Annotated in this window: 27 protein-coding genes and 1 pseudogene; 9 read left to right on the top strand and 19 right to left on the bottom strand. The window is 40.6% G+C overall.

Annotated elements, in window-relative coordinates; genetic code table 11:
- Positions 1 to 37 precede the first annotated feature (37 nt).
- Positions 38 to 1,447 (bottom strand): signal recognition particle protein, encoded by a 1,410-nt coding sequence (ffh, locus tag FTU98_RS10610; RefSeq protein WP_096902093.1) that lies wholly within the window; start codon positions 1,445 to 1,447, stop codon positions 38 to 40.
- A gap of 138 nt (positions 1,448 to 1,585) precedes the next feature.
- Between ffh and FTU98_RS10605 the strand changes: the two genes are divergently transcribed.
- The 6 genes from FTU98_RS10605 to FTU98_RS10580 all read left to right on the top strand — a co-directional run bounded on the left by FTU98_RS10605 (position 1,586) and on the right by FTU98_RS10580 (position 7,622).
- Positions 1,586 to 2,395: an inner membrane protein YpjD gene (locus FTU98_RS10605; RefSeq protein WP_167845816.1), complete on the top strand. Its 810-nt coding sequence runs from the start codon at positions 1,586 to 1,588 to the stop codon at positions 2,393 to 2,395.
- Between the two features lie 648 nt (positions 2,396 to 3,043).
- The gene (locus FTU98_RS10600) at positions 3,044 to 3,454 is read left to right on the top strand and encodes a type IV pilin protein (RefSeq protein ID WP_167845815.1); all 411 of its coding nucleotides are present in this window, start codon (positions 3,044 to 3,046) and stop codon (positions 3,452 to 3,454) included.
- A 1-nt stretch (position 3,455) separates the two neighbouring features.
- Positions 3,456 to 3,950, top strand: coding sequence for a prepilin-type N-terminal cleavage/methylation domain-containing protein (locus tag FTU98_RS10595; protein ID WP_167845814.1), 495 nt, complete (start codon positions 3,456 to 3,458; stop codon positions 3,948 to 3,950).
- Positions 3,919 to 4,341, top strand: coding sequence for a type II secretion system protein J (locus FTU98_RS10590; RefSeq protein WP_180008568.1), 423 nt, complete (start codon positions 3,919 to 3,921; stop codon positions 4,339 to 4,341). Before FTU98_RS10595 ends, FTU98_RS10590 begins: the two co-directional genes overlap by 32 nt.
- Positions 4,342 to 4,344: 3 nt before the next feature.
- Entirely contained in the window at positions 4,345 to 4,962 is a 618-nt protein-coding gene (locus tag FTU98_RS10585; protein ID WP_035270613.1) for a prepilin-type N-terminal cleavage/methylation domain-containing protein, read from the top strand.
- A 29-nt stretch (positions 4,963 to 4,991) separates the two neighbouring features.
- Positions 4,992 to 7,622 carry a hypothetical protein gene (locus tag FTU98_RS10580; RefSeq protein ID WP_180051391.1) on the top strand — a complete coding sequence of 877 codons (2,631 nt, stop codon included), beginning with the start codon at positions 4,992 to 4,994 and terminating at the stop codon, positions 7,620 to 7,622.
- Positions 7,623 to 7,769: 147 nt separating this feature from the next.
- Here the strand turns inward: FTU98_RS10580 and FTU98_RS10575 are convergent.
- From FTU98_RS10575 to FTU98_RS10565, 3 genes and pseudogenes are all read right to left on the bottom strand, one after another.
- Positions 7,770 to 9,374, bottom strand: a pseudogene (locus tag FTU98_RS10575) (IS66 family transposase).
- 74 nt (positions 9,375 to 9,448) lie between these two features.
- Positions 9,449 to 9,784 (bottom strand): IS66 family insertion sequence element accessory protein TnpB, encoded by a 336-nt coding sequence (tnpB, locus tag FTU98_RS10570; RefSeq protein WP_180051390.1) that lies wholly within the window; start codon positions 9,782 to 9,784, stop codon positions 9,449 to 9,451.
- Positions 9,781 to 10,164 carry a transposase gene (locus FTU98_RS10565; protein ID WP_019836977.1) on the bottom strand — a complete coding sequence of 128 codons (384 nt, stop codon included), beginning with the start codon at positions 10,162 to 10,164 and terminating at the stop codon, positions 9,781 to 9,783. The genes tnpB and FTU98_RS10565 overlap by 4 nt, the downstream gene beginning before the upstream one ends.
- Before the next feature lie 184 nt (positions 10,165 to 10,348).
- On the opposite strand from FTU98_RS10565, the gene FTU98_RS10560 reads away from it, so the two are divergent.
- Complete coding sequence (locus tag FTU98_RS10560) at positions 10,349 to 11,284, top strand: tRNA-dihydrouridine synthase (protein ID WP_180009326.1); 936 nt, start codon at positions 10,349 to 10,351, stop codon at positions 11,282 to 11,284.
- A 121-nt stretch (positions 11,285 to 11,405) separates the two neighbouring features.
- On the opposite strand, the gene FTU98_RS10555 is transcribed toward FTU98_RS10560, so the two are convergent.
- From FTU98_RS10555 to acnD, 14 genes are all read right to left on the bottom strand, one after another.
- Entirely contained in the window at positions 11,406 to 12,473 is a 1,068-nt protein-coding gene (locus FTU98_RS10555; RefSeq protein ID WP_179988525.1) for a DUF1176 domain-containing protein, read from the bottom strand.
- A gap of 146 nt (positions 12,474 to 12,619) precedes the next feature.
- A complete protein-coding gene (locus FTU98_RS10550; protein ID WP_004972386.1) occupies positions 12,620 to 12,961 on the bottom strand; it encodes a YegP family protein in 342 nt (113 codons plus the stop codon).
- Positions 12,962 to 13,201: 240 nt separating this feature from the next.
- Complete coding sequence (locus tag FTU98_RS10545) at positions 13,202 to 13,543, bottom strand: zinc ribbon domain-containing protein YjdM (RefSeq protein ID WP_004972388.1); 342 nt, start codon at positions 13,541 to 13,543, stop codon at positions 13,202 to 13,204.
- Between the two features lie 93 nt (positions 13,544 to 13,636).
- On the bottom strand, positions 13,637 to 14,002 hold the full coding sequence (locus FTU98_RS10540) for a DUF488 domain-containing protein (protein ID WP_167845809.1): 366 nt from the start codon (positions 14,000 to 14,002) through the stop codon (positions 13,637 to 13,639).
- Positions 14,003 to 14,117: 115 nt separating this feature from the next.
- Positions 14,118 to 14,495: a ribonuclease E inhibitor RraB gene (locus FTU98_RS10535; RefSeq protein WP_167845808.1), complete on the bottom strand. Its 378-nt coding sequence runs from the start codon at positions 14,493 to 14,495 to the stop codon at positions 14,118 to 14,120.
- A gap of 165 nt (positions 14,496 to 14,660) precedes the next feature.
- On the bottom strand, positions 14,661 to 15,611 hold the full coding sequence (locus tag FTU98_RS10530) for a DUF5660 family protein (protein WP_228291706.1): 951 nt from the start codon (positions 15,609 to 15,611) through the stop codon (positions 14,661 to 14,663).
- Positions 15,612 to 15,890: 279 nt separating this feature from the next.
- Complete coding sequence (locus FTU98_RS10525) at positions 15,891 to 16,556, bottom strand: RluA family pseudouridine synthase (protein WP_179989200.1); 666 nt, start codon at positions 16,554 to 16,556, stop codon at positions 15,891 to 15,893.
- Between the two features lie 151 nt (positions 16,557 to 16,707).
- Complete coding sequence (locus tag FTU98_RS10520; RefSeq protein ID WP_179989199.1) at positions 16,708 to 17,421, bottom strand: SIMPL domain-containing protein; 714 nt, start codon at positions 17,419 to 17,421, stop codon at positions 16,708 to 16,710.
- An 83-nt stretch (positions 17,422 to 17,504) separates the two neighbouring features.
- Positions 17,505 to 17,756, bottom strand: coding sequence for a DUF6868 family protein (locus tag FTU98_RS10515; protein ID WP_179989198.1), 252 nt, complete (start codon positions 17,754 to 17,756; stop codon positions 17,505 to 17,507).
- Between the two features lie 571 nt (positions 17,757 to 18,327).
- Positions 18,328 to 18,900: a DUF4126 domain-containing protein gene (locus FTU98_RS10510; RefSeq protein ID WP_180051389.1), complete on the bottom strand. Its 573-nt coding sequence runs from the start codon at positions 18,898 to 18,900 to the stop codon at positions 18,328 to 18,330.
- Positions 18,901 to 19,007: 107 nt separating this feature from the next.
- Positions 19,008 to 19,151, bottom strand: a complete 144-nt coding sequence (locus tag FTU98_RS10505; RefSeq protein WP_096901556.1) for a hypothetical protein — start codon at positions 19,149 to 19,151, stop codon at positions 19,008 to 19,010.
- Positions 19,152 to 19,281: 130 nt separating this feature from the next.
- Entirely contained in the window at positions 19,282 to 19,701 is a 420-nt protein-coding gene (locus tag FTU98_RS10500) for a type II toxin-antitoxin system VapC family toxin (protein ID WP_136144745.1), read from the bottom strand.
- Positions 19,701 to 19,931, bottom strand: a complete 231-nt coding sequence (locus FTU98_RS10495; protein WP_096901557.1) for an antitoxin — start codon at positions 19,929 to 19,931, stop codon at positions 19,701 to 19,703. Before FTU98_RS10495 ends, FTU98_RS10500 begins: the two co-directional genes overlap by 1 nt.
- 295 nt (positions 19,932 to 20,226) lie before the next feature.
- Positions 20,227 to 22,833, bottom strand: a complete 2,607-nt coding sequence (gene acnD, locus FTU98_RS10490) for a Fe/S-dependent 2-methylisocitrate dehydratase AcnD (RefSeq protein WP_180051388.1) — start codon at positions 22,831 to 22,833, stop codon at positions 20,227 to 20,229.
- Between the two features lie 257 nt (positions 22,834 to 23,090).
- Here acnD and FTU98_RS10485 point away from each other — a divergent pair, with 257 nt between their 5' ends.
- The gene (locus tag FTU98_RS10485) at positions 23,091 to 23,813 is read left to right on the top strand and encodes a folate-binding protein YgfZ (protein ID WP_180051387.1); all 723 of its coding nucleotides are present in this window, start codon (positions 23,091 to 23,093) and stop codon (positions 23,811 to 23,813) included.
- Positions 23,814 to 24,002: 189 nt separating this feature from the next.
- The gene (locus tag FTU98_RS10480; protein WP_026438287.1) at positions 24,003 to 24,809 is read left to right on the top strand and encodes a tetratricopeptide repeat protein; all 807 of its coding nucleotides are present in this window, start codon (positions 24,003 to 24,005) and stop codon (positions 24,807 to 24,809) included.
- A 164-nt stretch (positions 24,810 to 24,973) separates the two neighbouring features.
- On the opposite strand, the gene FTU98_RS10475 is transcribed toward FTU98_RS10480, so the two are convergent.
- Positions 24,974 to 25,142, bottom strand: a 169-nt coding sequence (locus FTU98_RS10475) for a transposase (protein ID WP_179993683.1), incomplete at its 5' end; no start/stop codon positions are given.

Raw genomic sequence — 25,142 nt, 5'->3', positions numbered from 1 at the left:
CTTTTTTAACACTTTGATTCTAAGATGTTTTTAACAATTATTTCTTGGTTGGGTCGTTGCCACCAAACAATGGCCCCATACCGCCGCCACTGAATTGCTTTTGTAAACCGCCCAGTGAACGCATCATTTTTGCCATGCCCGATGGATTGGCAAATTTTTTCATCATTTTTGCCATTTGTGCATGTTGCTTGATCAACTTATTCACTTCTGACACATCCATACCACAACCCGCAGCAATACGTTTTTTACGGCTTGGATTCATCAGGTCTGGGTTACGACGCTCTTTGATGGTCATCGACTGGATAATCGCTTCCATCTTTTTCACTTGCTTTTCAGGATTGGCTTGCGCAATTGCATCTTGAATACCTGAGTTGCTCATGCCAGGCAACTTGTCTAAGAAGCCCATCATGCCGCCCATTTTATTCATTTGTTCAAACTGCATCAGCATATCTTCAAAGTTGAAGCTGCCGCCTTTTTGCAGTTTTTTCGCCATTTTTTCGGCTTTTTCTTTGTCGATTTTACGTTCAACTTCTTCGACCAAAGACAGCACGTCACCCATGCCCAAAATACGTTGTGCAACACGTTCTGGGTGGAATGGCTCTAGGGCATCGAGTTTTTCACCCATCCCCAAGAATTTAATTGGTTTACCCGTAATCGCACGAACTGAAAGTGCTGCACCACCGCGCGCATCACCATCAGTTTTAGTAAGGATTACACCTGTTAATGGCAAGGCATCATTAAAGGCTTTGGCTGTATTTGCCGCATCCTGACCCGTCATGGCATCGACCACGAACAAGGTTTCAGTCGGTTTAATCGCTGAATGTAATGCCTTGATTTCATCCATCATGTCATCATCGACGTGCAAACGACCTGCAGTATCGACAATTAACACATCAGCAAACTGAATTTTTGCCTGTTCGATGGCACGGTTGGCAATATCGACAGGGTTTTCATTGGCATTTGAGTCAAAGAAAATTGCGCCAACTTCGCCTGCAACCGTTTGTAGCTGTTTAATTGCCGCAGGACGGTAAACGTCGGCAGACACCATCGCCACTTTTTTCTTTTGACGTTCTTGTAAGAAACGTGCCAATTTTGCTGCAGTGGTGGTTTTACCCGCACCCTGCAAACCTGCCAATAACACCACAACCGGTGGCTTGGCAGCAAGGTCAAGGCTTTCATTGGCCTCGCCCATCATTTTTGTGAGTTCGTCATAGACAATTTTGACGAACGCCTGACCAGGGGATAACTGAGTCATCACTTCCTGACCCAATGCCTCTTCCTTAACTTTCGCGATGAATTCACGAGTTACAGGTAACGCCACATCGGCTTCAAGAAGTGCCATACGTACTTCACGTAACGTATCTTTAATATTGTCTTCGGTTAGCTGCCCTGAGCCAGTAACATTTCTTAAACTCTGCGTGAGTCGTTCTGTTAAGGTATCAAACATTGCAAAATCCGCTTAAAATAGCCATGAGCAAAAAATTGTTTCTTAAAATAGAAAATTTATGCATAGAATGCTATAGGATACTGTAGTTCGCATCGAATTTATATAAATGAATATTCATCATCCGCAAAAAGGTTAGACATGATCAGCCTCCCTTTGGTTTATACCGTTTTAGCTTTAATCGCATATATCACTTCTTTTTGGTATTTGTTCCTGCATTTAATGTCTAAACGTGTTCCTAACCAATGGTTTGTTAGCATAACTGCTTTACTCGGTTTAGCGCTGCATACTTTGGTGGTGTATGGCGACATGCATACACCAATTGGCATTAACTATGACGTATTTGTGATTGTTTCCTTTACCTCAGGATTGATGCTGTTTTTAAGTATTATTTACAGTAGTTATCGACCAACTTTGGCTTTAAATTTGATTGGTATTCCGGTTGCAGCTGCAGGGCTTATCGCTGGCTTTGCATTTACCCAACCTGCCAAATTTATTATCCAGAACTCTTTGGGACTTGATATTCATATCATCTTATCCCTTTCTGCCTACGCCGTACTGTTAATGGCAACCATTCAAGCACTGATTCTTCGTTTACAAGACCGTGAGCTTAAAAACAAACAAAAACGTCGCGTATGGGTGAGCTTACTGCCTTCATATCAAGATATGGAACGTCTTCTCTTCGATATGTTAATGACAGGTTTTATTTTATTAACGATCGCACTTGGCTTCGGTTTCTTTACCATTGATGATTTCTTCGCCCAGCACCTCGCACATAAAACAGCATTTAGCATTATTTCCTGGCTGGTCTATGGCGCTTTACTGATTGGTCACTGGAAATTTGGCTGGCGTGGACAAAAAGCCGTCAGATTTACCCTGCTTGGATTTGGATTGTTGGCACTTGGGTTTATTGGCTCTAAGGTTGTGCTGGAAATGATTCTAATGAAATAGTTATAGTCATCATAATCGTGTGATTCAGATAAAATATTGCTTCAAATGATCACTATTCGAAGATCTCTATACTTAACCTAATCTGCAACCTATCAAGTGCTATAAGAATGTTTTCATCCATAGAGTTTCTATTGAATAAAAAATTACTGAATTTCTTCAAAAACCCAAAGCAATGACTAACGAATATCTCGTTTTCAAAAAATGAAAGATATCGAATGAATGGTTCAATTCTCCACAGTTTTTTAATCAAACTCGAATTTTTACTGTTTTTAATAATTTTTTATTCGTGCACTATTAAAATCATAAGTATATTTTTAAATAAAATCACTTATACAAAGCAACAGATGCTGAGCAAACAAAAAGGATAAATTCATTTAAAGACAATTAGATTATTCACTTAAAAAAGTGAGTGCGATACTTTTTTAGTTCACCAACAATCCCCCCTATTTTTAATAAAATTCAAATTAATTGATGCTTTAACTATTTAAGACATCCAATCCCCTTTTTCTTATATAGCATGTTTTATTTTACATTTTATCGTAAAATTAACACACTTTGTCATATTCGAGTTGTTGGACTTAGCTAAGTATTTTAATCTTCCATTCATTACTAGTAGAAGCTAGATAGCGTTTTAAATTTGGGGTATACATGAAAAAAATAAATGGATTTACATTAATTGAACTTATGATCGTTGTGGTCATTATGGCTATTTTAGCAGCAATCGCTATACCTAGTTATCAAAGTTATGTAACAAAAGCAAAAGTAAAAGAGGCACAATCTAATCTTGTTGGATTAGCACTCGCTGCAGAAAGTAACTATCAAAGGCAACTCAGCTATACGACTGGCAACCTTACTTCAACTAGTGCTATAAAAGCTAAATTTCCAACTTGGAATCCTTCATCTAGCAGTTTCACATATCAATACACATCTGCGGGCACTACATTTACCCTTACAGCGATTGGTGTTGATGCGGATATTAAAGACTGTACATTAACCCTAGACGATAAAGGGCAAAGAACAATAAGTAGCTGTGGTCAAATTACTTCATGGAGTAATTAATATGAATATACCCAAAGATAAAATTAAGCGAACTAAAGGGTTTACACTTGTAGAACTAATGATAACCATATTAATTATGACTATTTTATTACTTATGGGCACTTCTCTCACTAGCTCATGGATAACTCGTAGTCAGGTTAATAATGCCTCATCTATTTTAAAAACAGCCGTATTCCAAGCACGTGTTGCTGCTATACGAAACACAAACAATAAGACATCCACTGCAATTGCGACAAGTGTGTGCATAGACTATAGCAATAAAGTGATTCATATTCTGCGAATAAAAAGTGGAACAACTTGCTCAACTTCTGGCAATGAAATTTTGAAATCTATGACATTCTCTGAGGGTGTCACAATTAAAAAAGATACTAGTCTTGTAAATTGTTTTGCTTTTAGTACAACAGGAATCCTGATGAGCGCAAGTTCCTGCACAGCAACACTAGATGATATTAAAGTGAAGAAAAATGATGATGAAATTAAAATCAATATCGTTTAAACAACAGGGCTTTACTCTTCTTGAGGCATTAATCGCACTGGTTATTTTTTCTATCATTATCTTAGGTAGTGGAACAGTACTGAGTCGAATGCTGCATACTCAAAAAGACATACATGTACAATCAATTATTATTAATCAAATGCAAGCCAGATTACAAGGCGCTGTGGTCAACAACACACCAACATCTGGCTTATGTGGAGCAATTAATAAGGATAGTATTCTCATTGATGGTCACACGTATTATGTAGGTTGTGGAATCGAACAAATAGTTAAAAATGGCATAGTTACAGAATGGCCTGTTCTTGCCATTAGTAGTACTAGCCAAGAGTCCTCCGATCGCTGTGCTGATGGAACAAATATAACAACCGACTGTTATATTGTGGGGAAGTAACTTATGTATAAAAATGGTTTTACAATTATTGAATTACTAGTAGGACTTGTTATTGCCATGCTGTGCATGGTAATGATGCTTATGCTATTCAAACAAATTACACGCACAGGACTTACGGCCTCTCAAGATGCAGAATATGATGCACAACTTGAAACTGGTGTCCTCATAACCCAAAAGTTAGTACAAAACGCAGGATACGGCTCAGGTCAAGCAGAAGATATTTCAATTGGCTCCCATAATAGTCAAAATGCTGTTTTTTGGAGGCTAAGACCCAACTTAGAGCTGACACCTATCACATATAAATGTCAAGGCATATCTGAAACTATTACAGCAGAGGAAAGCCATTACATACATCGTCTAGTTTTACTAAAAACTACCCCAGACTCATGCGGCACCGGCGCACTTACAGGAAAAAACTGGTCAATAGATCAACCTATTGTCGCAATAAGAAGTGACTCTAACAGCCCTATATTTAGTTATAACTTAGATGGAAGCTGCACGCCCTTTGGTCTAAGCAATATCAAAAATGGTAAAAAGCTAACAATTATAGGCGCAAGACTTGGATTAACTGGTATCGGGAAAAACATTCAGCGTGCTGTTTGTTTAAATAATATCCCTTAATATTTTATTTCATTAATAGGTGTAGTGCTATGCAAACCCTAAAACAACAACAAGGTATAGCAACTGTTTTATTGGTTGTATTGGTTGGTATCACTGTAATGGTTACGACTGCATCACTATCTAGAACCGTTACGGCTAAAAAAGAGGCAAGTGTGGCAGCACATGCACAGACAAATGCACAAATCATGGCTTGGGCAGGGGCAAGTGCTTTTCATGACTATATTCTACAACAAGGTAAAAATGGTATAGCCGATATACTCACTCTTAATGGTCAGTCAATCGTATTAAAAGCTAATGCCACTCAAGAAATTACGGCAAGCAATATATTAGTCATCGGCTGTGCTGCAAATGGCGATATATGCAAAATATCTGCTGATATTAGTGCAGATAATGAAGCATCCCAAGCTGCCACCACACTCAATGTTGTTTATGAATTTGAAGTTAAAGATGGCACAATTACGAGTTCATCAAAATCAGCAAAAATGGTCTTAGGTGGTAATACAAAAATAGCAAGCACAATTGAAGCAAACCATCCTGACACCGAACTAGAATTAAACGTTGACGGAGATTTATGGCTACAAACAGGTGCTACTCTTAAAAATATTTCCAAATTAACCATCAACTCTACAGGCGATGTAGTTATTAATTGTTCAACTATTAATTTAGGAGCAAATTTATTGAATGGAATATGTGGAGGTGTAGATATCGACGTCAATGCTGCTGGACGAATTGAAATTACAGATACAGGTTCAGGTTCATTTGGAAGCCTAAATGCAAAGGGTCCTGTTACTGTATACGGTTTAGATGTAAAAAATATTAGATCTCTCGACAGAGTATGTGTTGGAGCAGAATATTCACCACTAACTAAAACCTGCACTGCAGGATTACCTGCAAATGCTGAGAATATTACAGCAAAAGGAAATGTAGATTTATTTAGTGATAGTCGTTCAGAAAATATTGTCTCCAACTCAGATGTCACTATACATACGGGAGGTAAAGCTGGAAACATTAAGGCTAGAAACATTACAGTTACTGGAGTTGGGGCTAGAGCAAAAAATCTTACAGCAATAGGAAATGTAGAACTTTGGCTTGGTGGACAAGTCGATGATATTTTGGCAAAAGGTGCTGTCGAAATTCATACTAACAGTGAAGCAAAAAATATTAAAGCTGGAGGGAGAGTACTCATTACGGGTGCAGGGGCACGTGCTAATAATGTTGAAACTGCAAGTGCTTTTGAAGCATGGATTGCTGGTCGAAGAGCTGACGATGTTTATGCAGACAAAATCATGTTGGCAGGCGGAGTACGTATCGGAAAAGCTTATTCTGCTAGTAAAATTGTGAATGAATTTAATACAAATGATTTTGTCAATAAAAGAGCAACTAGTGTAAATCGAAATAGCAGTGAAGCTACTTCGAAAATTAACGCTCTAAAAGAACAACTAGCAAGTATCGCAGTTCCTTTTGTAAATACTTCAAGTATAGAGACTTATATTGATGAAAAAAACCGTTTTGAAAAAACACGCGTCGATGTTAAACAATACAAGAGTGAAGCCAACTATATTTTTACTATGGCGAACTTAAAACGATCAGAAAAACTACTAACTATACGGGTATTTTTAAACCACCTCAAAAATGCCACTAGTGGTGAAGAATATATTTATGAAAACAATACTCAATACAGCATAAAAGACGGTGTAAAAACCCAAGTGAGTGATGGAAAGGGCTTTTATCTTGGGAGATATAGTATTGATGGTAAAAATGAAATTTATATTGATGCAATATGTGAAAAGGTTGAGCAAAAAGAAATCTTTGATCTAGTATATAAAAATGTGTGCACAAGCAAAATCATTGGCTATTTCCCTCAAATTGGTGTAACTAACAAAGCTACTGGTGATATGTGGGAGCCTATAGGTCATGATAGTGTAAGTAATGTATGGTATGTTCGAGCTTTTTTTGACAACTCTGATATGAGTAATCCTATGTTAACTCCTGGTATTCTTTACTTTGAAGGCAGCCTAACTATTCATGGTAAAATAGGACTAACGAACCCCAAAAACAATACTTTTACCAATAGCTTTTTAGCCGAAGGAAGTATCAATATAACCACTGCTGCACCCACGATTTATTCCCCTTATAACATTTTACGCGAAAAACCAAATGCAGAGATTATTTGTAACCGTAAAATTACTCCATCGGTGACAACAGCTCCATCTACTGTTTCAAATACCTACCTCATACCAACCAACCTCTGTAAAAGCAATACAGAATTTTCATATAGTATGAATAATGATGAGAATGGCAATCCATTAATGGTAAACATTGATGGTCAAGATACCACAAAACTCGACTTAGGCTATGTCGCACTTATGACCAACGAACAAGTTAACTTTAGAGGAGTTTGTCCTCACATTTATGGTGATATATTTTCTAAATATGAATTTAACTCTTCAATATGTGGAAAAGTCGAAGGAAATATTTCAACTCAAATGGCTCAATCCTCTTTACGAGATCCATATGCAAATGATTTTGAGGTCAGACTAAAAGTAATTCTACCGGAAGATGAATTCACCAATATCAAAGGCTCAACAAGCACTACCGAAACGACTGGACTAACTATGGACAAAGACACTTTTGCCCTGAAATGGTCACGATATCTATAAAATTTTAAACACCTTAAAAAAAGCCCGAACTAAGTATGAATTCGGGCTTTTTACTTTTGGCTTTTGGCTTTTGGCTTTTGCCAAAGTTTCAGAGTTTAAGTGAATATGCTTATTGCGTAAGCGTCCGCTGAACCCCATGCCTATTTTTTAATTTGAGTTGGATTTCCAGCGATGTGGCAGTAATTCTTCTATTTGGGTCGCTTTATGCGTCGGCAGCCTTTTCAGCACATCACTTAAATAGGCATACGGATCCAAGCCATTCAGCTTTGCTGACTGGATTAAAGTCATGATATTCGCCGCTCGCTGGCCGCTGCGCAGCGAGCCAGCAAACAGCCAGTTCTTGCGGCCCAATGCCCAGGGACGCATTGAGTTCTCTGCCCAGTTATTGTCAATAGGTAGATTGCCATCATCCAGATAGCGGCTTAAAGCTGGCCAACGCTTCAGAGTGTAATTGATGGCCTTGGCGGTGGGAGAACTCGATGGCACTGTCAGATGATGTTGGTTGAGCCATTCATATAGTTGTTGCATCACTGGTTGACTATGCTGTTGTCGGTATTCGCGGCGGTCTTCCGCTGTACCATCGGTCTTTTTCCTGAGCTCTGCTTCTATCGCATACAGTTTCTGAATCAGCACTAAGGCCTGTTCAGCAACCTGACTTTTCCCGGTCACATGCAGTTCATGGAATTTACGACGTGCATGGGCCATGCAGCCCACCTCTATGACCTAGCCTGATTTAAAACGTGCTTTATAACCACTGTAATCATCACAGACTAGATAACCCTGCCAGCCTTTCAAGAACTCTGCAGCATGCTGGCCTGAACGACTATCCTGAAAGTCATAGATCACCGCCTGAACTGGATTGTACTGTGTGGTGGCATAGGCCCAGACATAACCTTTCTTCGGTTTTTTATTATTCTCACCCATCCGCATGATGGTGACTGGTGTTTCATCTGCATGCAGCACCTGCTGTTGTAGTACCACCTCTTTTAAGGCATTGGCCAGAGGTTCCAGTTCTACACCGCAGCGACCTATCCAGTCAGATAAAGTTGATCTAGAAAGTTCGATTCCCGCCCGCTGATAGATCAGACGTTGACGGTACAGCGGCAAATGATCGGCATATTTCGATACCAGCACATGGCTGAGCAATTCAGGTGAAGCAATGCCTTTATCAATCACATAGGCGGGCATCGCTTGCTGAGTCAGAGTGTCACACTGATCACAGACCCATTTGCCACGCACATGCTGTTCCTTATAGAACTGTGCCGGTCTGAAATGCAGTTTTTCACTGACATCTTCGCCGATACGACGGAGTTGGCAGCCACAAGCACATTGGGTTGATGCAGGTTCATGCTCAATACGGATGGTGTGTAGATGATCTGGCAGTGGTCGACGTTTAGGTTTATTGGTTTTGGCTTTCTGTGTCGCTGCATTGGTTTTATCTGCATTTAGCCGTTCCAGTTCTAGATCAACTGCGGCAATATCTTCTTCAACCGCTTCATCCCACAGATGGATTTGTTTTGCCGTTAAGTGTTCATTCTTTTGGGCGAATTTGTGCTTTTTAAACAGCGCCAGTTCATGCTCGTATTTTTGATTGAGAATAGAAAGATGCTGAACTTTGGCATCCAATTGCTGGTTTGATTTTTCTAATTCTTGATTTGATTGTGCCAGAGACTGATGCTGCATCGCCAACTGCCGGGTAAATTCCAGCAGTTGTTCATGGGTCAGTTGGCTTAAGTCAGGCAGCGTATTCATGACCGCAGTATGCCTGAGGTCATGACGCAGAGGAAATAGAACGTTTGGAGAATAGCAGAATAGCCGAGCTTGGTTTAGAGCATATTCACCACTTGCTGCAATCCAATGCGCTGCCAGGGCAAACCCTGGATTAATGCCTGTAACTGTTCCGGGTTGAGGGCCACGGTTTCACCTTGGTGAACTTGAGCCCAGTGGAATTTTCCCTGTTCCAAACGCCTGGCACACAGCCAGATGCCCAGTCCATCATGTACCAGCACTTTCATACGATGGCCACGTTTATTACAGAACAGGTAGGCGCAATGCGGTTTGATGTAGCCAAAGGCTCTCACCACCTGAGCCATGGTCGTATCCATCCCTGCTCGCATATCCAGAGGTTGGGTGGAGAGCCAGATTTCATTGATACGGATCATGTTGCCAGTGCCTTGAGTAATTCTGCCAAGGCAGGTATTTCTGATGTCTGCCATTTTAGCTGAATATCATTATTCGTATGAGGCACGGTGATACACAACGTGATCCTCTCATCAATAGGTTGGCTGATTGCAGCAGTGTAAGGCAAAGCAATAAATGCTGGATTCACATGAGTAGGATCCTGCACGGCACCATCATGATGGCTGAAGATCCTGATCCAACGACTGACAAGGTTGGCATTAATACTATGTTGCAGTGCGACCGAAGCGATCGAGGTATTAGGATTTTTGCAGGCATTGACAATACTGAGTTTGAATTCTTTGCTGTATGTTCTGCGTTTTTTAGCAACAGGAGGTGTTGCTGAATATATATCCATGTTCATGGATTAAGTCCCCACTTGTTTTTAGGTGGGAACTAAATTAAGGCTTATAGGATCGCTTGGTAAGGCTGTGTTAGCCGGATGCTTACGATCATTCTATCTCAAGCTTTAGAGATTCCCCTACCGCCCTAGACATTCCATTCAAAAAACCGTATAACCCTGTTTTTCTCTTTACAGGTCTGACCCTTTGAAACTTGTTCTTGCACCTATGGAAGGCTTAACCGACCCCATCATGCGTGATGTGCTGACATCTGTAGGAAGTTTTGACTGGTGCGTAACAGAGTTTATTCGTGTCACTGATTCTGTCCTACCCGACCATGTTTATTACAGTTATTGTCCTGAACTTTTAAATGACGGGAAAACTGCAGCTGGAACCCCTGTACATGTTCAATTTCTCGGGAATAATCCTGAAATGTTGGCTGCAAATGCAGTCAAAGTTGCGGCTATGGGCGTACCTGCAATTGATATGAACTTTGGCTGTCCAGCCAAAACAGTGAATCGACACCGTGGTGGCTCTGTTTTACTTGATGAACCTGAAGTGGTGTATGAACTGGTTAAAGCGGTGCGCGATGCCGTTCCTGCTCATATTCCAGTTTCCGCCAAAATGCGTCTAGGCTATATGGATCGGAACTTCATGCTAGAAAATGCGCATGCCATTGAAGATGCAGGCGCAGCATGGGTTACAGTGCATGCACGTACCAAAGCCGATGGCTATACCCCTCCTGCATTTTGGGATCAGCTACGCCCTATTCGTGAAGCATTGAAGATTAATGTCATTGCCAATGGTGAAATTTGGAACAATGCCGATGCCAAACAATGCCAGTTAGAATCGGGCTGTGAAGATTTGATGATTGGCCGCGGTGCAGTCACCACTCCAGATTTGACCCAATGTATTCGTCAAAATTCAGACCTGCCTTTGCTGAGTTGGCAAGATTTGCTGCAACTGCAAATTCGCTTTATTCACGGCCCTGCCAAAACTGAAATTGGCATGCTAGGACGTTATAAACAATGGCTCGGTATGATGTCGAAACATTACCCCGAAGCCAAAGCTTTATGGGATGAAATCAAGCGTCTGAAAAAGTTGGATGAAATCATTGAAAAATTAGTCGCACACGCGACTTAAACAGTGCATCCAGCGAGCTCCAGATTTATCTAAAAAATTTCAGCTTTTATTAGGGTCTGCTCAGTTTTAGCCTACAGCACAAGCCATTTATGAAATGTCAACAGACCCTAGTGAATGTCATTTATTCAACCTTGCTGACAAAGCTTGGCATTTCCCATGCACTGCCTGCAAAACCTTTGCATTGTCCTGCATCGAATTGATAGCTTTTGACAAACTGCTGACCATTCCACGCCCACTCAATTTGACTGAAACAATCGCCAATTCCACGCCCTTTTTGATAGGCAAAAATCTGTCCATTGCTAAATTCTGAAGCAGAATCAGTTACAAATTGCTGTATCTTTTGCAGTTTTTTATCCATAACCCAATAAGCCACACCCCAATTATAAGCCCCTCGCCAACAGCTTGCCTCAACCAACACGCTATCTTGATTTAAGGGATAAGTATGAATCTGCTGTTCTGCTTGTTCAGGTTCAAACAGCATATAACAATCTTCACGATCTACAGTTTTTTGTAAAATTGGATATAACTTTTCTGCACTGGCCGCGGTAAGCACCTGTGCTTTGGCGGTTCGGTGTTGAGGCTGCATGAGAATGTTAATTTTAGGCATCGCTTGCGCTTTTAAGACCTGCGTGGATGCTTGATTGCCTTTTGCCAATATTGCGGAGTCTGTACCCACACGTTTTTGAAATTCATCCATTTTTAGCAACACTGCACTCATGCCTGCATCAGACAATTTCCAGCGTTGTTGACCATGTTTTAACTCGATCACGACATGCTGACGCGCCTGCGCCAACAGCTTTTGCACACTGGCAGCAGATAAATTAGCGATACTTTCATGAAAGTTTAATTGTTGCAAAGTGCGTCCATTTAAAAATAAAGTCGCTTGAGCAATATCTTCTTGAATTTGCAATTGCCCTTGTACAGCACTCTTTGCACCTGCTTGACGGGTCAATAACATACTGATCGGTTGTTCAAAATCATCATCGCTTTGGTAGCCTGCGGCACGGCAGGTTCCTGTATTATCACAGGCCAACTCCCAATCTTGATGCTGAAAATACAGTCCTTGCAAAGCAGTCGACTGGCTTGAAGCAATCGTTTTTTCAGCAGTGATCGGTGCTGCAAAAATACCAACACTACCGAATAAACCACTGATCGCCAGCAATATTTTTAGATTGCATCTGAAATTCATAATCTTCGCAACTCCTGAAATGGTCATCTATAATTCAACGGCTCAATCAAAGCTAAATTTAGCACCTTGCCTACTCAGCTCAATAAAAAAGCACGCCAGAGCATGCTTTTCTAATGCAATTGAACATCAAGATTTAATGTAAAAAATTACGATTCCTGTGTTAAATCCTTGACCGTGGTGCTTGCGCCATTGGTTTTCACTGACTCAATTCCTTTGTCACGTGATTGTTCAGAAGTATAGAGCTGACTCGTACCAATAATCTGATGGTTGGCAGCTTTTAAATTAAAATACGGCTTATCATTCTTAGATGTCAGTCGATCATAACGCCCATCATCCTGACTGTTCTTTTGTACCGAAGCGATGCCATTTTTTGCCGATGCTTTCGCCTTATACTGTTCACTGGTTAAGATAATTTCGCCATTCCCAGCTTTAAGTACAAAGCGGTACTGACCATTGCTTGCTTGTGAAATCTCAAACCATCCTGACATACTTGCCCCCAGTTTTCTTATGAGTGGTGAAGTGTGTTGTTGAATGATGCTAGGCTTTAAACTGCCTAAAAATTATTCTTTTCACTTAAAATATAAAGGACTTAGGCACAAGAAAACAGTATTAATTTTGTACACTCTTAAAGTTATTGTTGCTCAATTTGAATACTAAAATACTTTTATAAACTCCATAAAAAAGCGCAGGCAACTCAAGTCGCCTGCGCTGTTGAAATCTGCTTAAACTTAAGCTTTTTTCACATATTCAGATTTTAATTTCATAGCCCCCATGCCATCAATCTTACAATCAATGTCATGACCATCTGCTGCATCTGGAATTAAGCGAATATTTTTCACTTTCGTTCCCACTTTTACAGCAGCCGAAGAACCTTTAATCTTCAGGTCTTTAATCACAGTCACCGTGTCGCCATCTGCCAACACGTTGCCGTTTGCATCTTTAATCACAGCAGCAGTTTCTTCTAGCTGTTCCCCTTCTTTCCACTCATGTGAGCATTCAGGACAAATCAGTAGGTCGCCATCTTGGTAAGTGTATTCTGATTGGCATTTTGGGCAATTTGGCAAAGACATAAAAAACCTCAAAAACTATATTATAGCATTTTTTACTGAATTTTCATAAACTTAAAATCCTTATAAAGCACAAGGATAATCAAATAAAACTCTTTAATTGGACTGTGCTAAGCGTTGCAGCATCACGCGTTTTAATACCACTACATGATTGTGCTGCTCATCTTTAGCTGCTGTGACCAGAGTGATTTTTTGCTGCTGTGCCAGTTCACACAACGCCTGTAAAGCCTCTTCTTGCTCTGCTAATTCAGCTATATAACGCTGCTGAAACTCATCCCAATGTTGTTCAGGGTTTTGATGATACCATTTGCGCAATTCAGTCGAAGGCGTAATTTCTTTGGGCCATAAGTCAATACGAGCACGTTCTTTGCTCACACCTCGCGGCCATAAACGATCAACCAACACTCGTGTCCCATCTGCCTGAGTCGCTTCAAGATAAGCGCGTTTCATTGCAATATCCATATTTGCACCTCTGCATCTTTTATGACGACGTCATCAGCGCCAAAGTTTTAGGCAGCAGATTATGTATCACAAATAAAAAAGCATGTGATCAACACATGCTTTTAAGATACCCGATTTAATCTTCGTAATCGTCTTCGTCTTCATCATCGTAGACGTAAGCCATACAGCCCCAGCCATCGTATTCACCGCCATGTTCTGCAGCAATTTTGCTAAACCATTGCTCTAAATCGACAATGTCTGAATACTCTGGTTCCATGTAAACATAAATGGTGATGATCCATTCAACTGCGTCAGATTCTTCATCTTGGAATAATGAAATTTTTTGTTCTTCGGCCAACAAATACAAAGCACATTTTTCAGCTTGTTCTTGTGTGGTAAAAGCGATGGAGTACTCAATCTCATGTGGCTCTGTCAGGTCATCCCCATCTTCATGCATTTGCCAAAGTACATTGCCATTATCATCATCAGGGAATTGTTCATAGTCACGTGTCATGCGAATATCCTTGTTATCTTTTAGCCAATATATATCTGGCAAGTGACAAAATAGTGAATTCAACATAGCACAAATTTGCCCGAAGGACTCAATTTTCATCTCGTTTTACACTGACTTTAGTCTGAATTACCCAGAAGATTGCTTTTACATGACACTGCAATTGCTCTAAGCATTTGCAGCCAGTTTAATTTGTGGCATCTGACAAGAGCTTTCCTGTTTAAATGCCAACAGCAAAGCGGCAAACTTTAATTCTTCTTGTCGGAGTGTCAAATAAGAGTCTAGAACTTTTGCGTGTCCAAATGCAGCCGCATAATGATTGAGCAAAGTAAAATCATCCTGCAAAGCTTGAAGCGATTCAGCCAAATTATGTTCAGTCAGCTGCGCCAAATATAAATCTGCTTTACTATTAAATGCTTGAGCCAGCAAAGTCACTGCCGCTAGACGGCGTTGCTCATCGACAAAAGCACAATGCGCAACTTCTTGATTTTTTACCGCATCTTGAATCTTGTGTCGTACTTGCTGCAGGTGTTGTGCTGCATCACTATAGCCATAACCTTCAATCAGATCATCCAATAGCTGCTGTGCAGGCAACTGAAAAGCAGGCGTATGATGTTCAATTTTATGATACAGCGCGGTCATAATCTGTTCGAGTTGCTGACGTTCTTCAACCAAGTTATAAAAAGCACCCAATTGATCTTGTGCTGTTTTAAGCGTTTTGGCTTTGGTTTTTTGCTCATGCTCGGCTAAAAAATCTCGAACTTTTTCAACTTGTTGCTTGCACTGCTCCCGCGTATTTTCCGCTTCGGATTTAATCATTTCTACAAACATTTCTACTTGTTGGCGACGTTCTAATACATATTGCTCAACGTCTAAAATATGTTGATAGTGCTGCAAGGTTTCTAAACGACCTTTTAAACTGCCTATTTCGATGCGTAGCACAGTCAGCTGATGCTCTAATTCATTACTTTCCAACTCATCGGACGCTAAATTGGAGCGAGTGCGGTCTAAATTACTTTGTAAAGATTGAATGCTGGCAGACAACTCACGGCGGCGCTGAGATTGCCAAAAAATAATCACCACCAAAACAATAATGATTGCACCCAATATATACAGCATATAACTTCTCCCACCGCATTGGTCTGCCATATTTTAAAAAGTCATCTTCAGTTTTAAAGACGCTTTCTAACCCGCTTTGACAGCCCACCACACTCAAAAACACAAAATTTTAAAACAGCGAGTTATTCACTTCCTTCATTTATGCCAAGGCAAATGAATAACGATAGCTCTAAAGATACGTTAGCGAGTTAGCGGCACGAAGACTATCCCAATTTTTGAGTATTTTCACAAAAAAATTGAAAAATATGCGCCTGTTAGAAAAATTGAATCCCAAAATCTCTAAAAAGGAAGCTGTGCTCGAATTGCAACAGGAACTTGGCTTAAAGGTTGCGTGAAAGCCAAATAACTGGCATGCAGCGCCATCCGACCTAAAGTGCTTTTTTTCGGTTCAGGATGATATAACTTATCGCCTGTAATGGGATGTCCAATATATTGCATGTGTACTCGTAACTGATGTGAGCGCCCTGTAATCGGGGTGAGCAATACACGGGTAATATCTTCAACCGCACAATATTCCAAAGCCTGATACAGCGTTTGCGCAGGCTTGCCTAAATCGAAATGCACAATTTGGCGTGGACGGTTTTCCCAATCGGTAATTAAAGGCACATCGACACTGCCCTCACCTTCAAGTTTGCCTTGAATTAAAGCAATGTAGTTTTTTTCTACTGTTCGCGCCTGAAACATTTTACTCAATGCGACTTCTGCATCACGATGCTTGGCAAACATGAGAATACCTGAGGTCGCCATATCTAAACGATGGGCAATTTTTGCCTGAGGATAATCTGCGAGTACTCTTAAATATGCGCTGTCCTGATGTTCGGGCAAACGCCCAGGCACCGACAATAAACCTGCGGGCTTATCAATCACCAATAAATCGTCATCTTCATAGACAATCACTAAGGGTTCTTGTGGAGGTGCATAAATAAAGTTGTCGTTTAAAGCCATGAACATACAGCATGCAAAGCGGTGCGGGCAAAATATCAAGCACAGCCCAAACTGTCAATTCAGTCGGGCGATGTACTTTTTAGTGTAAAGATTTAGATTTTAAATTGGCTGAGTCTGCCAAGCTTAATCTGTCAAACTTAGTCTGCGAAACTTAGTCTGCTAAATAGTATTCCACCGTAGACACCACACGTACTTTTTTCAAATATGGCGTGTTGCTGTCACGGTCTTCAATACTAAATACGCCCTGATTGGCCGATTTAATTTTGCCTAAACGACTGTCAGAATCTGCAGCAAATTTTTCTGCAACACTGCGGGCATTTTGTGTGGCTTGCTCAATCATGGCAGGTTTGATGTCATTTAGTTGCGTATATAAATATTCGGTGCGTTGCCCGTAATCCTCACCGCCAAAGGCAATACCATTCTTGCCTAAATCAACCAGACGACTTTGCGCACTTCGGACTTTATCTATACTTTTGGTATACACCGTAATGGTTTGATGCGCAGTATAACGCAAGGCAACATTACCATCTCCACCATATTGCTGGGCGTATTTATCGGTAATCACGGGTGCAGCAATGGTAATTTCTTCCGCAGCAAAACCTTCATTTTTCAAAAAGTTTTGAATTTGTGCAGTCTGGCTTTGCATGGTGTCATATAAAGCAGCCAAATCTTGACTGGCTGCGCTAAAACGAATGGGCCACACGGCTACATTGGCTTTGACTTCACGCTCAGACAAGCCTTTGACCGAAACCACACGCTCATATTGTTTAATTTTCAGTGCGCTGTTGCCCAAAATCCAGCCTGCTAGCACCATCCCCAAACAAATCAGCCCACCTAAAATCAGTGCGGGTTTTAATTGATTCATGTTTGTAAACTCCTTGAATTGTGGTCTTTCAGCCTTGCTGTGACAACATCTTGTATTTTAAACGTGCTTTAAAACTGTGGTATTTAAGGTCGCATCATATACAGCGCAATGAGCGGTGCAATATTGAACAGCAATACCCCTATTTTATAAACTACCATGCCACCATAATGAATCGCATCAAAACTTGCATCGGAGAGTTTGAACCATTTGCCATGTAACTGCCGAAGCCAGTCATGGGCAAATATCAACACAACAAACCACAGCATTAAAATAGCGTAATTAATTAGGGCGCAAGTCAGTAAAAATCGACACCAAAAATCGTAATCAACACTCATATCACACCTGTTTAGATGCAGATCACAAGCTCAATTTAGCAGATTTAGATAAGTGACTTGATGGGAGTTTTGTAGCGAATATTTAAAAGAGATTTAAATTTAAACTGATATTTTATTTAGATTTTTATAATTTTATGGCTGTTATTTTAAGTTGTTATTTGTTTTCAAAATTCTTGGGGGTGTTAGGGAAAACAACTGTGGTTTACTTCAACTATCATGCTGGATAAGCCATGATCTTATAGCCTATAAACTTTTAATCTATAGCGTCCTAAGCCGAATCGAGACCTTTTGGGTAAGTACTACACGCACGTTGTACGCAACTGGCAGCAATCTACTCTTTTCGATCCCCATCACACCCTTGGGATATATAGTAATGATTTAAGCATGGGATTGTTTCCCCAAAATGATTTAATTCTCATATTTTTTTGAATTTTTTATTACATTTTTAACAATATTTTAAAATATTTTCCAAATAGGCAATTTTTATGCGTTTAAACCATCAAATAAAGCAGAAATATTGAATTTATTACCACATATTTTATGAAATGGTTTCAAACTGCTCCTGCAAGGCTTATACCGAAGATTCTGCAACTTTCTTTTTGCCTCGAATCCAACGAATAGCCCAAATTAAAGCAATGACCACTACAAATACCACTAACACTGGCACAATTAAAGACAATACCGAAAGTACTGCTGCACCAATCCACTCTCCTGTTGAAACAATAGGATTCGCAACTCCACCTGTAGTTGCAGTTGATACTCCACGTGCCGCAACTGTACTCATTTGCACCACACCTGCTGTTCCACCACCGACAATAATGGCAGAAGCCCAACTGGCAAATTGCGACATTTCGCCACTGCTTACAGCCATTGTGGTGAGTGTACCTGCAATCATGGCGGCAGGCGTTGCAACGGTATCGAGTAAGTTATCAACCCACGGCACATAATACGCAGCAATTTCACTGATTGTTGCCACGGTCAAAGCCAGACAAACAGCAGGCATCGCCAACCATTCAAAACCTTTTAAGGGTTCAAACCAACCCATGAGCGCGGCAACACTCATAACCAATATAGGTACGAAAACCCGAAAACCACTGGCAGCACTTAGCCCAATGCCGACACATAAACCGAGTATTGTTTCCATGTTGTACCTCATTGCCTTGGGTTTTCTTTAGGTAAAATAGCAAAAAGCCCCATCGGGTGATAGGGCTTTAGATTAAAAACAGGATCAGCTGTTTTAAGTCGTGTAGCTTAGGCAACCTTGTTGTTATATTCGGTGCCATGGCATTTGGTACACGGTGGTAGACGGTCTGTACCAATTTCTAAGTAAACGCGATGCCCGCATTGGACACAAAAATAGAAGCCTGTTCCTGGTTTATCACCTGCAGTTACCATCTTTGTTCTCCGTGTGGTTTAGAAATGGTCAATCCAGTATATCTATTCTGTGATGATTGTCTATTGTCCATTTTGACGGGTGATGAGGGCAGTTGGGCGAAGGATGATTTTTATAAAAAATCTAACTCAATTACAAAGGATTAGATACCCAGTTTTCGACTTTTAATCCATCGACACGAGTAAATTCTTTTTCGTTATTGGTGACCATGACCCAATGATTTGCACGTGCATGTGCTGCTAACCATAAGTCATTTGCGCCAATGATCTGCCCCTTAGATGCAAAGTTCTGGCGTATTTCTGCATAATGGTGTGCAACATTTTCATCCAATTCAACCACTTGAATCATTGATGTTAATTCATCTATGACTTTTAAAGCCTTTTCTTTATGTTGACTTTTTTCTGCACCAAAACGTAATTCTCCCAACGTAATGACAGAAATTAATATATTTCGATGCGGAAGATGTTTTTCAAAATACTGACGCACAATTTCAGGTTGGTATTTAATAATGTAAATACAAATATTTGTATCTAATAAATATTGTACTTGCATTAGAACATTTCCCGTTCTTGAGGCGGCAGATCTTCTCTTTCATCTGCATAAAAGTCATTTGGTATTTGGGATAACGCTTTAAATAACCGATCTACCGTGACTGGTTTTTCACGAAGAATCACTTCATCACCACGACGAAAGATTTCAACTTCTTTGCCTTCAAAGCGAAATTCTTTAGGCAAGCGAATGGCTTGACTTCGTCCTGTCATAAAAACTTTTGCGGTAGTCATTGGGCTACTCCATCGTTTTTGATACATATCTTATGATAGGTATTTATTGGGTGTTTTTCAACCAAATAAACTTCTACTTTTAAATTTTATTGTTTTTGATAACTGCTGATTTTTTGAATGAAAGATACTTTTTAGAAAATTAAGTTAGGTTTACAAGGAGTTTGCTGTTTAATTCACAATATATTCATCTTCCAAAAAAAAAGACCTCACTTAACAATGAGGTCTTTTCTCAACAATAATCATTCTCTAACATTTCTTTAAAGAAGAAAAATTAAAGAAGATTCTTAAAACATCATCAAGCCACATTCCCTTCCAAGAAATCCTGCGCAAAGCGTTGCAATACACCGCCCGCCTCATACACAGATACTTCTTCTTCGGTATCTAAACGACAAGTTACTGGCACTTCAATTGTTTGGTTTTTACCATCATCCGTTGAACGCTCAATCACCAAAGTCAAAGTCGAACGTGGCGCAATATTACCAATCACGCTATAAAGTTCCGTACCATCCAAACCTAAAGTTTTACGGTTAACACCCGCTTTAAACTCAAGTGGCAATACGCCCATACCCACCAAGTTGGTACGGTGAATACGCTCAAAACCTTCAGCCACAATCGCTTCCACACCCGCAAGACGCACGCCTTTTGCAGCCCAGTCACGGCTTGAACCCTGACCATAATCTGCACCCGCAATAATAATTAACGGCTGCTTACGGTTCATATAAGTTTCAATCGCTTCCCACATACGCATTACTTCGCCTTCTGGCTCAACACGCGCTTTAGAACCTTGCTTAATTGTGCCGTCTGAACGTACCACCATTTCATTAAACAATTTCGGATTCGCCAAAGTTGCACGCTGTGCAGTCAAATGATCACCGCGATGCGTTGCATAAGAGTTGAAATCTTCTTCTGGCAAGCCCATTTTTGCCAAATATTCCCCTGCTGCCGAGTCTAAAATAATCGCATTCGATGGAGATAAATGGTCTGTGGTGATGTTATCGCCCAAAATTGCCAACGGACGCATATTGGCTAATGTACGTGGAGCCGCCAATGCACCTTCCCAATATGGCGGACGGCGGATATAAGTACTTTGTGGACGCCAGTCGTAGAGTGGACTTTCAGATTTTTCCGACTCTCCCAAATCGAACATTGGAATGTACACTTGGCGGAATTGTTCAGGTTTAACCGATTCTTTCACCAAAGCATCAATTTCAGCATCAGATGGCCAAATATCTTTCAGATAAATCGGGTTACCATTTTGATCTGTGCCCAAAGCATCTTTTTCGATGTCAAAACGAATCGTTCCTGCAATCGCATAAGCCACAACCAACGGTGGCGATGCCAAAAATGCTTGTTTCGCATACGGATGGATACGACCATCAAAGTTACGGTTACCCGACAGCACAGCAGTCGCATACAAGTCACGGTCAATAATTTCTTGTTGAATCGCTGGGTCTAATGCACCAGACATACCGTTACAAGTAGTACATGCATAAGCGACAATACCAAAACCAAGTTTTTCTAAGTCTTTCAGTACGCCTGCTTCTTCCAAATACAATGCAGCCGCTTTAGAACCTGGTGCAAATGATGATTTCACCCAAGGCTTACGCACTAAACCTAACTCATTGGCTTTACGTGCCAACAAACCTGCTGCTACAGTATTACGCGGGTTTGAGGTATTAGTACAAGAGGTAATCGCAGCAATGATGATGGCACCATCTGGCATTAAACCATCAGTACGGTTTTCAACCACACCTGCAATGCCTTTTTCTTTTAAGTCTGCAGTTGAAACACGCGCATGCGGATTAGATGGGCCTGCAATGTTACGCGTTACCGTTGAAAGATCAAAACGTAACACACGTGGATACTCTGCCTGAGTCATATCAGATGCCCAAAGACCAATTTCTTTGGCATAGTTTTCAACCAGTTTTACCTGCTCTGCTTCACGACCAGTCAAAGTTAAATAGTCGATGGTGTTTTGGTCGATGTAGAACATCGCTGCAGTTGCACCATATTCAGGGGTCATGTTGGAAATCGTGGCACGATCACCCACCGACATGCTATCTGCACCTTCACCAAAGAATTCTAAATAAGCACCTACCACACGTTCTTTACGCAAGAACTCGGTTAAAGCCAATACGATGTCAGTTGCTGTAATACCCGCCTGACGCTGACCGACTAATTCCACACCAATAATATCTGGCAGACGCATCCAAGAAGCACGGCCCAACATCACGTTTTCAGCTTCTAAACCACCCACACCTACAGAAATTACACCCAACGCATCAGTATGTGGCGTATGTGAGTCTGTACCTACACAAGTATCCGGAAATGCCAGACCTTCACGGTTTTGAATCACAGGAGACATTTTTTCCAGATTAATCTGGTGCATGATGCCGTTACCCGCAGGAATCACATCTACATTTTCAAACGCAGTTTTAGTCCATTCAATAAAGTGGAAACGGTCTTCGTTACGACGGTCTTCCACTTCACGGTTTTTACGGAAGGCATCTGGGTCAAAACCACCATATTCCACTGCCAAAGAGTGATCGACAATTAACTGGGTTGGCACTACAGGATTCACTTTAGATGGATCACCACCTTGATCGGCAATCGCATCACGCAAGCCTGCCAAATCTACCAATGCGGTTTGACCTAAAATGTCGTGACATACCACACGTGCTGGATACCACGGAAAATCATGCTCTTGTTTACGTTCAATCAACTGTTTTAAAGATTGTTCTAAAATTGCAGGATCACAACGGCGCACCAACTGCTCTGCAAGTACTTTTGAGGTATAAGGAAGTTTGGCATAGGCGCCTGGCTGGATATCTTCAACGGCTTGACGCACGTCATAAAAATCGAGCTGAGTGCCTTGCAGCGGTTTGCGGTAGTTGTTATTCATCTGGTATTCGCCCTTACTCTATTGTTCTCAACATCTTATGGGATGATTGTTTCCACCCGTCGAAAGCATTGTACGCTGCCAAAAACCCATTTCCCAAATCTTATATATTTCATATACTTAAATATAAAAATAGTGGTTTTTGCAATAATTAGTTACATTTCAAGTAAAATTCTTGCCTGAAAAATGCATTTTTTCTAAAAATAGCGCAAAATTGACCTCATTCTTTAGTCTTAGATTTCATTCTGAAAAGGGTTTTCATGCGCGATTTAGCTTTCTGTGCTTTGAGTTTAAACGGTGTAGATGCACAAAAATTTCTCCAAGGTCAGGTGACCGTCAATGTCGAAGCTTTGGCTGAAAATACAACGTGTTATACGGCTATTTGTAGTTTAAAAGGACGTGTGCAGTTTGGTTTATGGCTCAAAAAAATCTCCTCTGAAAGTTTTGAAATAATCAGCACTGCCGACCAAGCCGAAGATTTAGCCAAACACATTAAAAAGTTTGGTGCATTTTCAAAAATGCAGCTTGAAACCATCGGTACGGTTTACCCAACCATTCAGGGCAATCAAACTGAATTTTCAGCTGAAGTGACTGATTTAAACGCATGGCAACTACAAGCGATTGAAACAGGTCAGGCATGGATTCAAGCCTCAACAGCAGAAGTGTTTCAACCGCAGGAATTGCGTTTGCATCAACGAGATGGCGTGCATTATGACAAAGGCTGTTATTTGGGTCAGGAAGTCGTGGCACGTTTATGGTTTAAAGCCAAACCAAAACATTGGTTGCATTTAATTCAGGGTTCAGGCGAAGCACCTGCACCTGCCGCCAAACTGAATAATGATGTGGAAGTGGTGAATAGCATAGCGACTGCAGAAGGTTTTAAAGCGTTGGTGGTTGCCAAACCAAGTGCTTTGGAAGAGTTAGCTGTACAAGTATTGGCTTTGCCTGAACATTTGAATGGCGATGTTGCACGTCCGCAATAAAATAGATTCCACCCGCTCAGGTTAAGGGAGTCGCAAGATTCCCTTCAAATGACAATGAAAAAGCATTCGTACACATTTTTTATATTTACATTCACACTTTTCAACTTATGATGAATGCACCACTGTAAAAACAAAACGCACATCAACGGAATAATGATGTGTAAAAGAGAACAAGGTACAACTCAAATGATGAAAAAACTACTCATTGCGGGTGCAATCGCCCTATCTAGCAGCATCAGTATGGCAAATAGCAACATTCCAACCGATCCTGCTTTTGCCAAAATTGAACAATTAATGCAAGCCAACAAGGTTAAAGATGCCTATCAGGAATTAGAAAAGCTTGCCAAAACAGGCAATGCGCAAGCCATGTATAACTTAGGCTATTTGACACAAACTGGACAAGGCACAGCAAAAAATGAAAAGAAAGCCATTCAGTTGTATGAGCAATCTGCCCAAAAAGGCTACCCTGTTGCGAGTTATGTTTTAGGCAAAAACTATCTTACTGGCGCACTGGGTTTAAAACAGGATGCTGCTAAAGCCAAACAATATTTACAGACGGCATCCAATCAGGGTTTTAATGATGCCACAGTCGATTTAGCCGTTTTATATTTCTCGGAAAATACGGCAGCATCTGACCAAAAAGGTTTAAAACTATTACAACCTTTAATTGCCAAAGATCATTATCAAGCCATACATGCAAAAGCCTTGTACGAAATTAGCACAGGCTTTAAAAACAAAGATGAAGCACCAATTAAGCAAGGGCTGCAAAGCATTCAAAACTTGGCGCAAAAGGGTTATATTCCTGCACTCATGGCAGTGGGCAATATGTTTGTGAATGGCAATATCGTGCCGCAAAACTTGCCTGAAGCGAAAAAGATTTTTGCCTCACTGGCACAGGAAAATGTAGCGCAAGCCAAAGAATCATTGGCTGTGGTTGAAAAAATGATGGCAGATCAAGCCAAAGCTTCCAACAAGGCAACCGCTAAGAAAAGTTAAGATAGTTTCTTTATAAAGGCTATTAATCAGAGAAATTTTAAAAAAAGTCTGTATCAGCATGGTACAGACTTTTTTTTATGATTTGAGCACTTCGATACCGTTGCTATCTCCAAGTGAAAGAGGACTCCACCCGTCAGTCAGGGTGGAGGTGAATTTCACAAATTTCAACCTTGTTGATTCTGAATATATTGTTTGATTATTTCCAAAGGCGCACCACCACAAGACCCTGCAAAATATGATCTTGACCATAAAACAGGTTTTGTATAATTCCCTCTCAAGTCTAAAAACTCATTTCGCATTCTTCTACTTGTTACAGACTTTAAATTATTAACC

The sequence above is a fragment of the Acinetobacter sp. YH12211 genome (assembly GCF_013418015.1).
Taxonomy (GTDB): Bacteria; Pseudomonadota; Gammaproteobacteria; order Pseudomonadales; family Moraxellaceae; genus Acinetobacter; species Acinetobacter towneri.
This window is presented reverse-complemented; position numbering and strand designations above follow the sequence as displayed.

Excerpts from the sequence above, each read along its gene's own strand:
- ffh (WP_096902093.1), bottom strand. The coding sequence starts at position 1,447 with ATGTTTGATACCTTAACAGAACGACTCACGCAGAGTTTAAGAAATGTT.
- FTU98_RS10605 (WP_167845816.1), top strand. The coding sequence starts at position 1,586 with ATGATCAGCCTCCCTTTGGTTTATACCGTTTTAGCTTTAATCGCATAT.
- FTU98_RS10600 (WP_167845815.1), top strand. The coding sequence starts at position 3,044 with ATGAAAAAAATAAATGGATTTACATTAATTGAACTTATGATCGTTGTG.
- FTU98_RS10595 (WP_167845814.1), top strand. The coding sequence starts at position 3,456 with ATGAATATACCCAAAGATAAAATTAAGCGAACTAAAGGGTTTACACTT.
- FTU98_RS10590 (WP_180008568.1), top strand. The coding sequence starts at position 3,919 with ATGATGATGAAATTAAAATCAATATCGTTTAAACAACAGGGCTTTACT.
- FTU98_RS10585 (WP_035270613.1), top strand. The coding sequence starts at position 4,345 with ATGTATAAAAATGGTTTTACAATTATTGAATTACTAGTAGGACTTGTT.
- FTU98_RS10580 (WP_180051391.1), top strand. The coding sequence starts at position 4,992 with ATGCAAACCCTAAAACAACAACAAGGTATAGCAACTGTTTTATTGGTT.
- tnpB (WP_180051390.1), bottom strand. The coding sequence starts at position 9,784 with ATGATCCGTATCAATGAAATCTGGCTCTCCACCCAACCTCTGGATATG.
- FTU98_RS10565 (WP_019836977.1), bottom strand. The coding sequence starts at position 10,164 with ATGAACATGGATATATATTCAGCAACACCTCCTGTTGCTAAAAAACGC.
- FTU98_RS10555 (WP_179988525.1), bottom strand. The coding sequence starts at position 12,473 with ATGAATTTCAGATGCAATCTAAAAATATTGCTGGCGATCAGTGGTTTA.
- FTU98_RS10550 (WP_004972386.1), bottom strand. The coding sequence starts at position 12,961 with ATGTCAGGATGGTTTGAGATTTCACAAGCAAGCAATGGTCAGTACCGC.
- FTU98_RS10545 (WP_004972388.1), bottom strand. The coding sequence starts at position 13,543 with ATGTCTTTGCCAAATTGCCCAAAATGCCAATCAGAATACACTTACCAA.
- FTU98_RS10540 (WP_167845809.1), bottom strand. The coding sequence starts at position 14,002 with ATGGATATTGCAATGAAACGCGCTTATCTTGAAGCGACTCAGGCAGAT.
- FTU98_RS10535 (WP_167845808.1), bottom strand. The coding sequence starts at position 14,495 with ATGACACGTGACTATGAACAATTCCCTGATGATGATAATGGCAATGTA.
- FTU98_RS10530 (WP_228291706.1), bottom strand. The coding sequence starts at position 15,611 with ATGCTGTATATATTGGGTGCAATCATTATTGTTTTGGTGGTGATTATT.
- FTU98_RS10525 (WP_179989200.1), bottom strand. The coding sequence starts at position 16,556 with ATGGCTTTAAACGACAACTTTATTTATGCACCTCCACAAGAACCCTTA.
- FTU98_RS10520 (WP_179989199.1), bottom strand. The coding sequence starts at position 17,421 with ATGAATCAATTAAAACCCGCACTGATTTTAGGTGGGCTGATTTGTTTG.
- FTU98_RS10515 (WP_179989198.1), bottom strand. The coding sequence starts at position 17,756 with ATGAGTGTTGATTACGATTTTTGGTGTCGATTTTTACTGACTTGCGCC.
- FTU98_RS10510 (WP_180051389.1), bottom strand. The coding sequence starts at position 18,900 with ATGGAAACAATACTCGGTTTATGTGTCGGCATTGGGCTAAGTGCTGCC.
- FTU98_RS10505 (WP_096901556.1), bottom strand. The coding sequence starts at position 19,151 with ATGGTAACTGCAGGTGATAAACCAGGAACAGGCTTCTATTTTTGTGTC.
- FTU98_RS10500 (WP_136144745.1), bottom strand. The coding sequence starts at position 19,701 with ATGCAAGTACAATATTTATTAGATACAAATATTTGTATTTACATTATT.
- FTU98_RS10495 (WP_096901557.1), bottom strand. The coding sequence starts at position 19,931 with ATGACTACCGCAAAAGTTTTTATGACAGGACGAAGTCAAGCCATTCGC.
- acnD (WP_180051388.1), bottom strand. The coding sequence starts at position 22,833 with ATGAATAACAACTACCGCAAACCGCTGCAAGGCACTCAGCTCGATTTT.
- FTU98_RS10485 (WP_180051387.1), top strand. The coding sequence starts at position 23,091 with ATGCGCGATTTAGCTTTCTGTGCTTTGAGTTTAAACGGTGTAGATGCA.
- FTU98_RS10480 (WP_026438287.1), top strand. The coding sequence starts at position 24,003 with ATGAAAAAACTACTCATTGCGGGTGCAATCGCCCTATCTAGCAGCATC.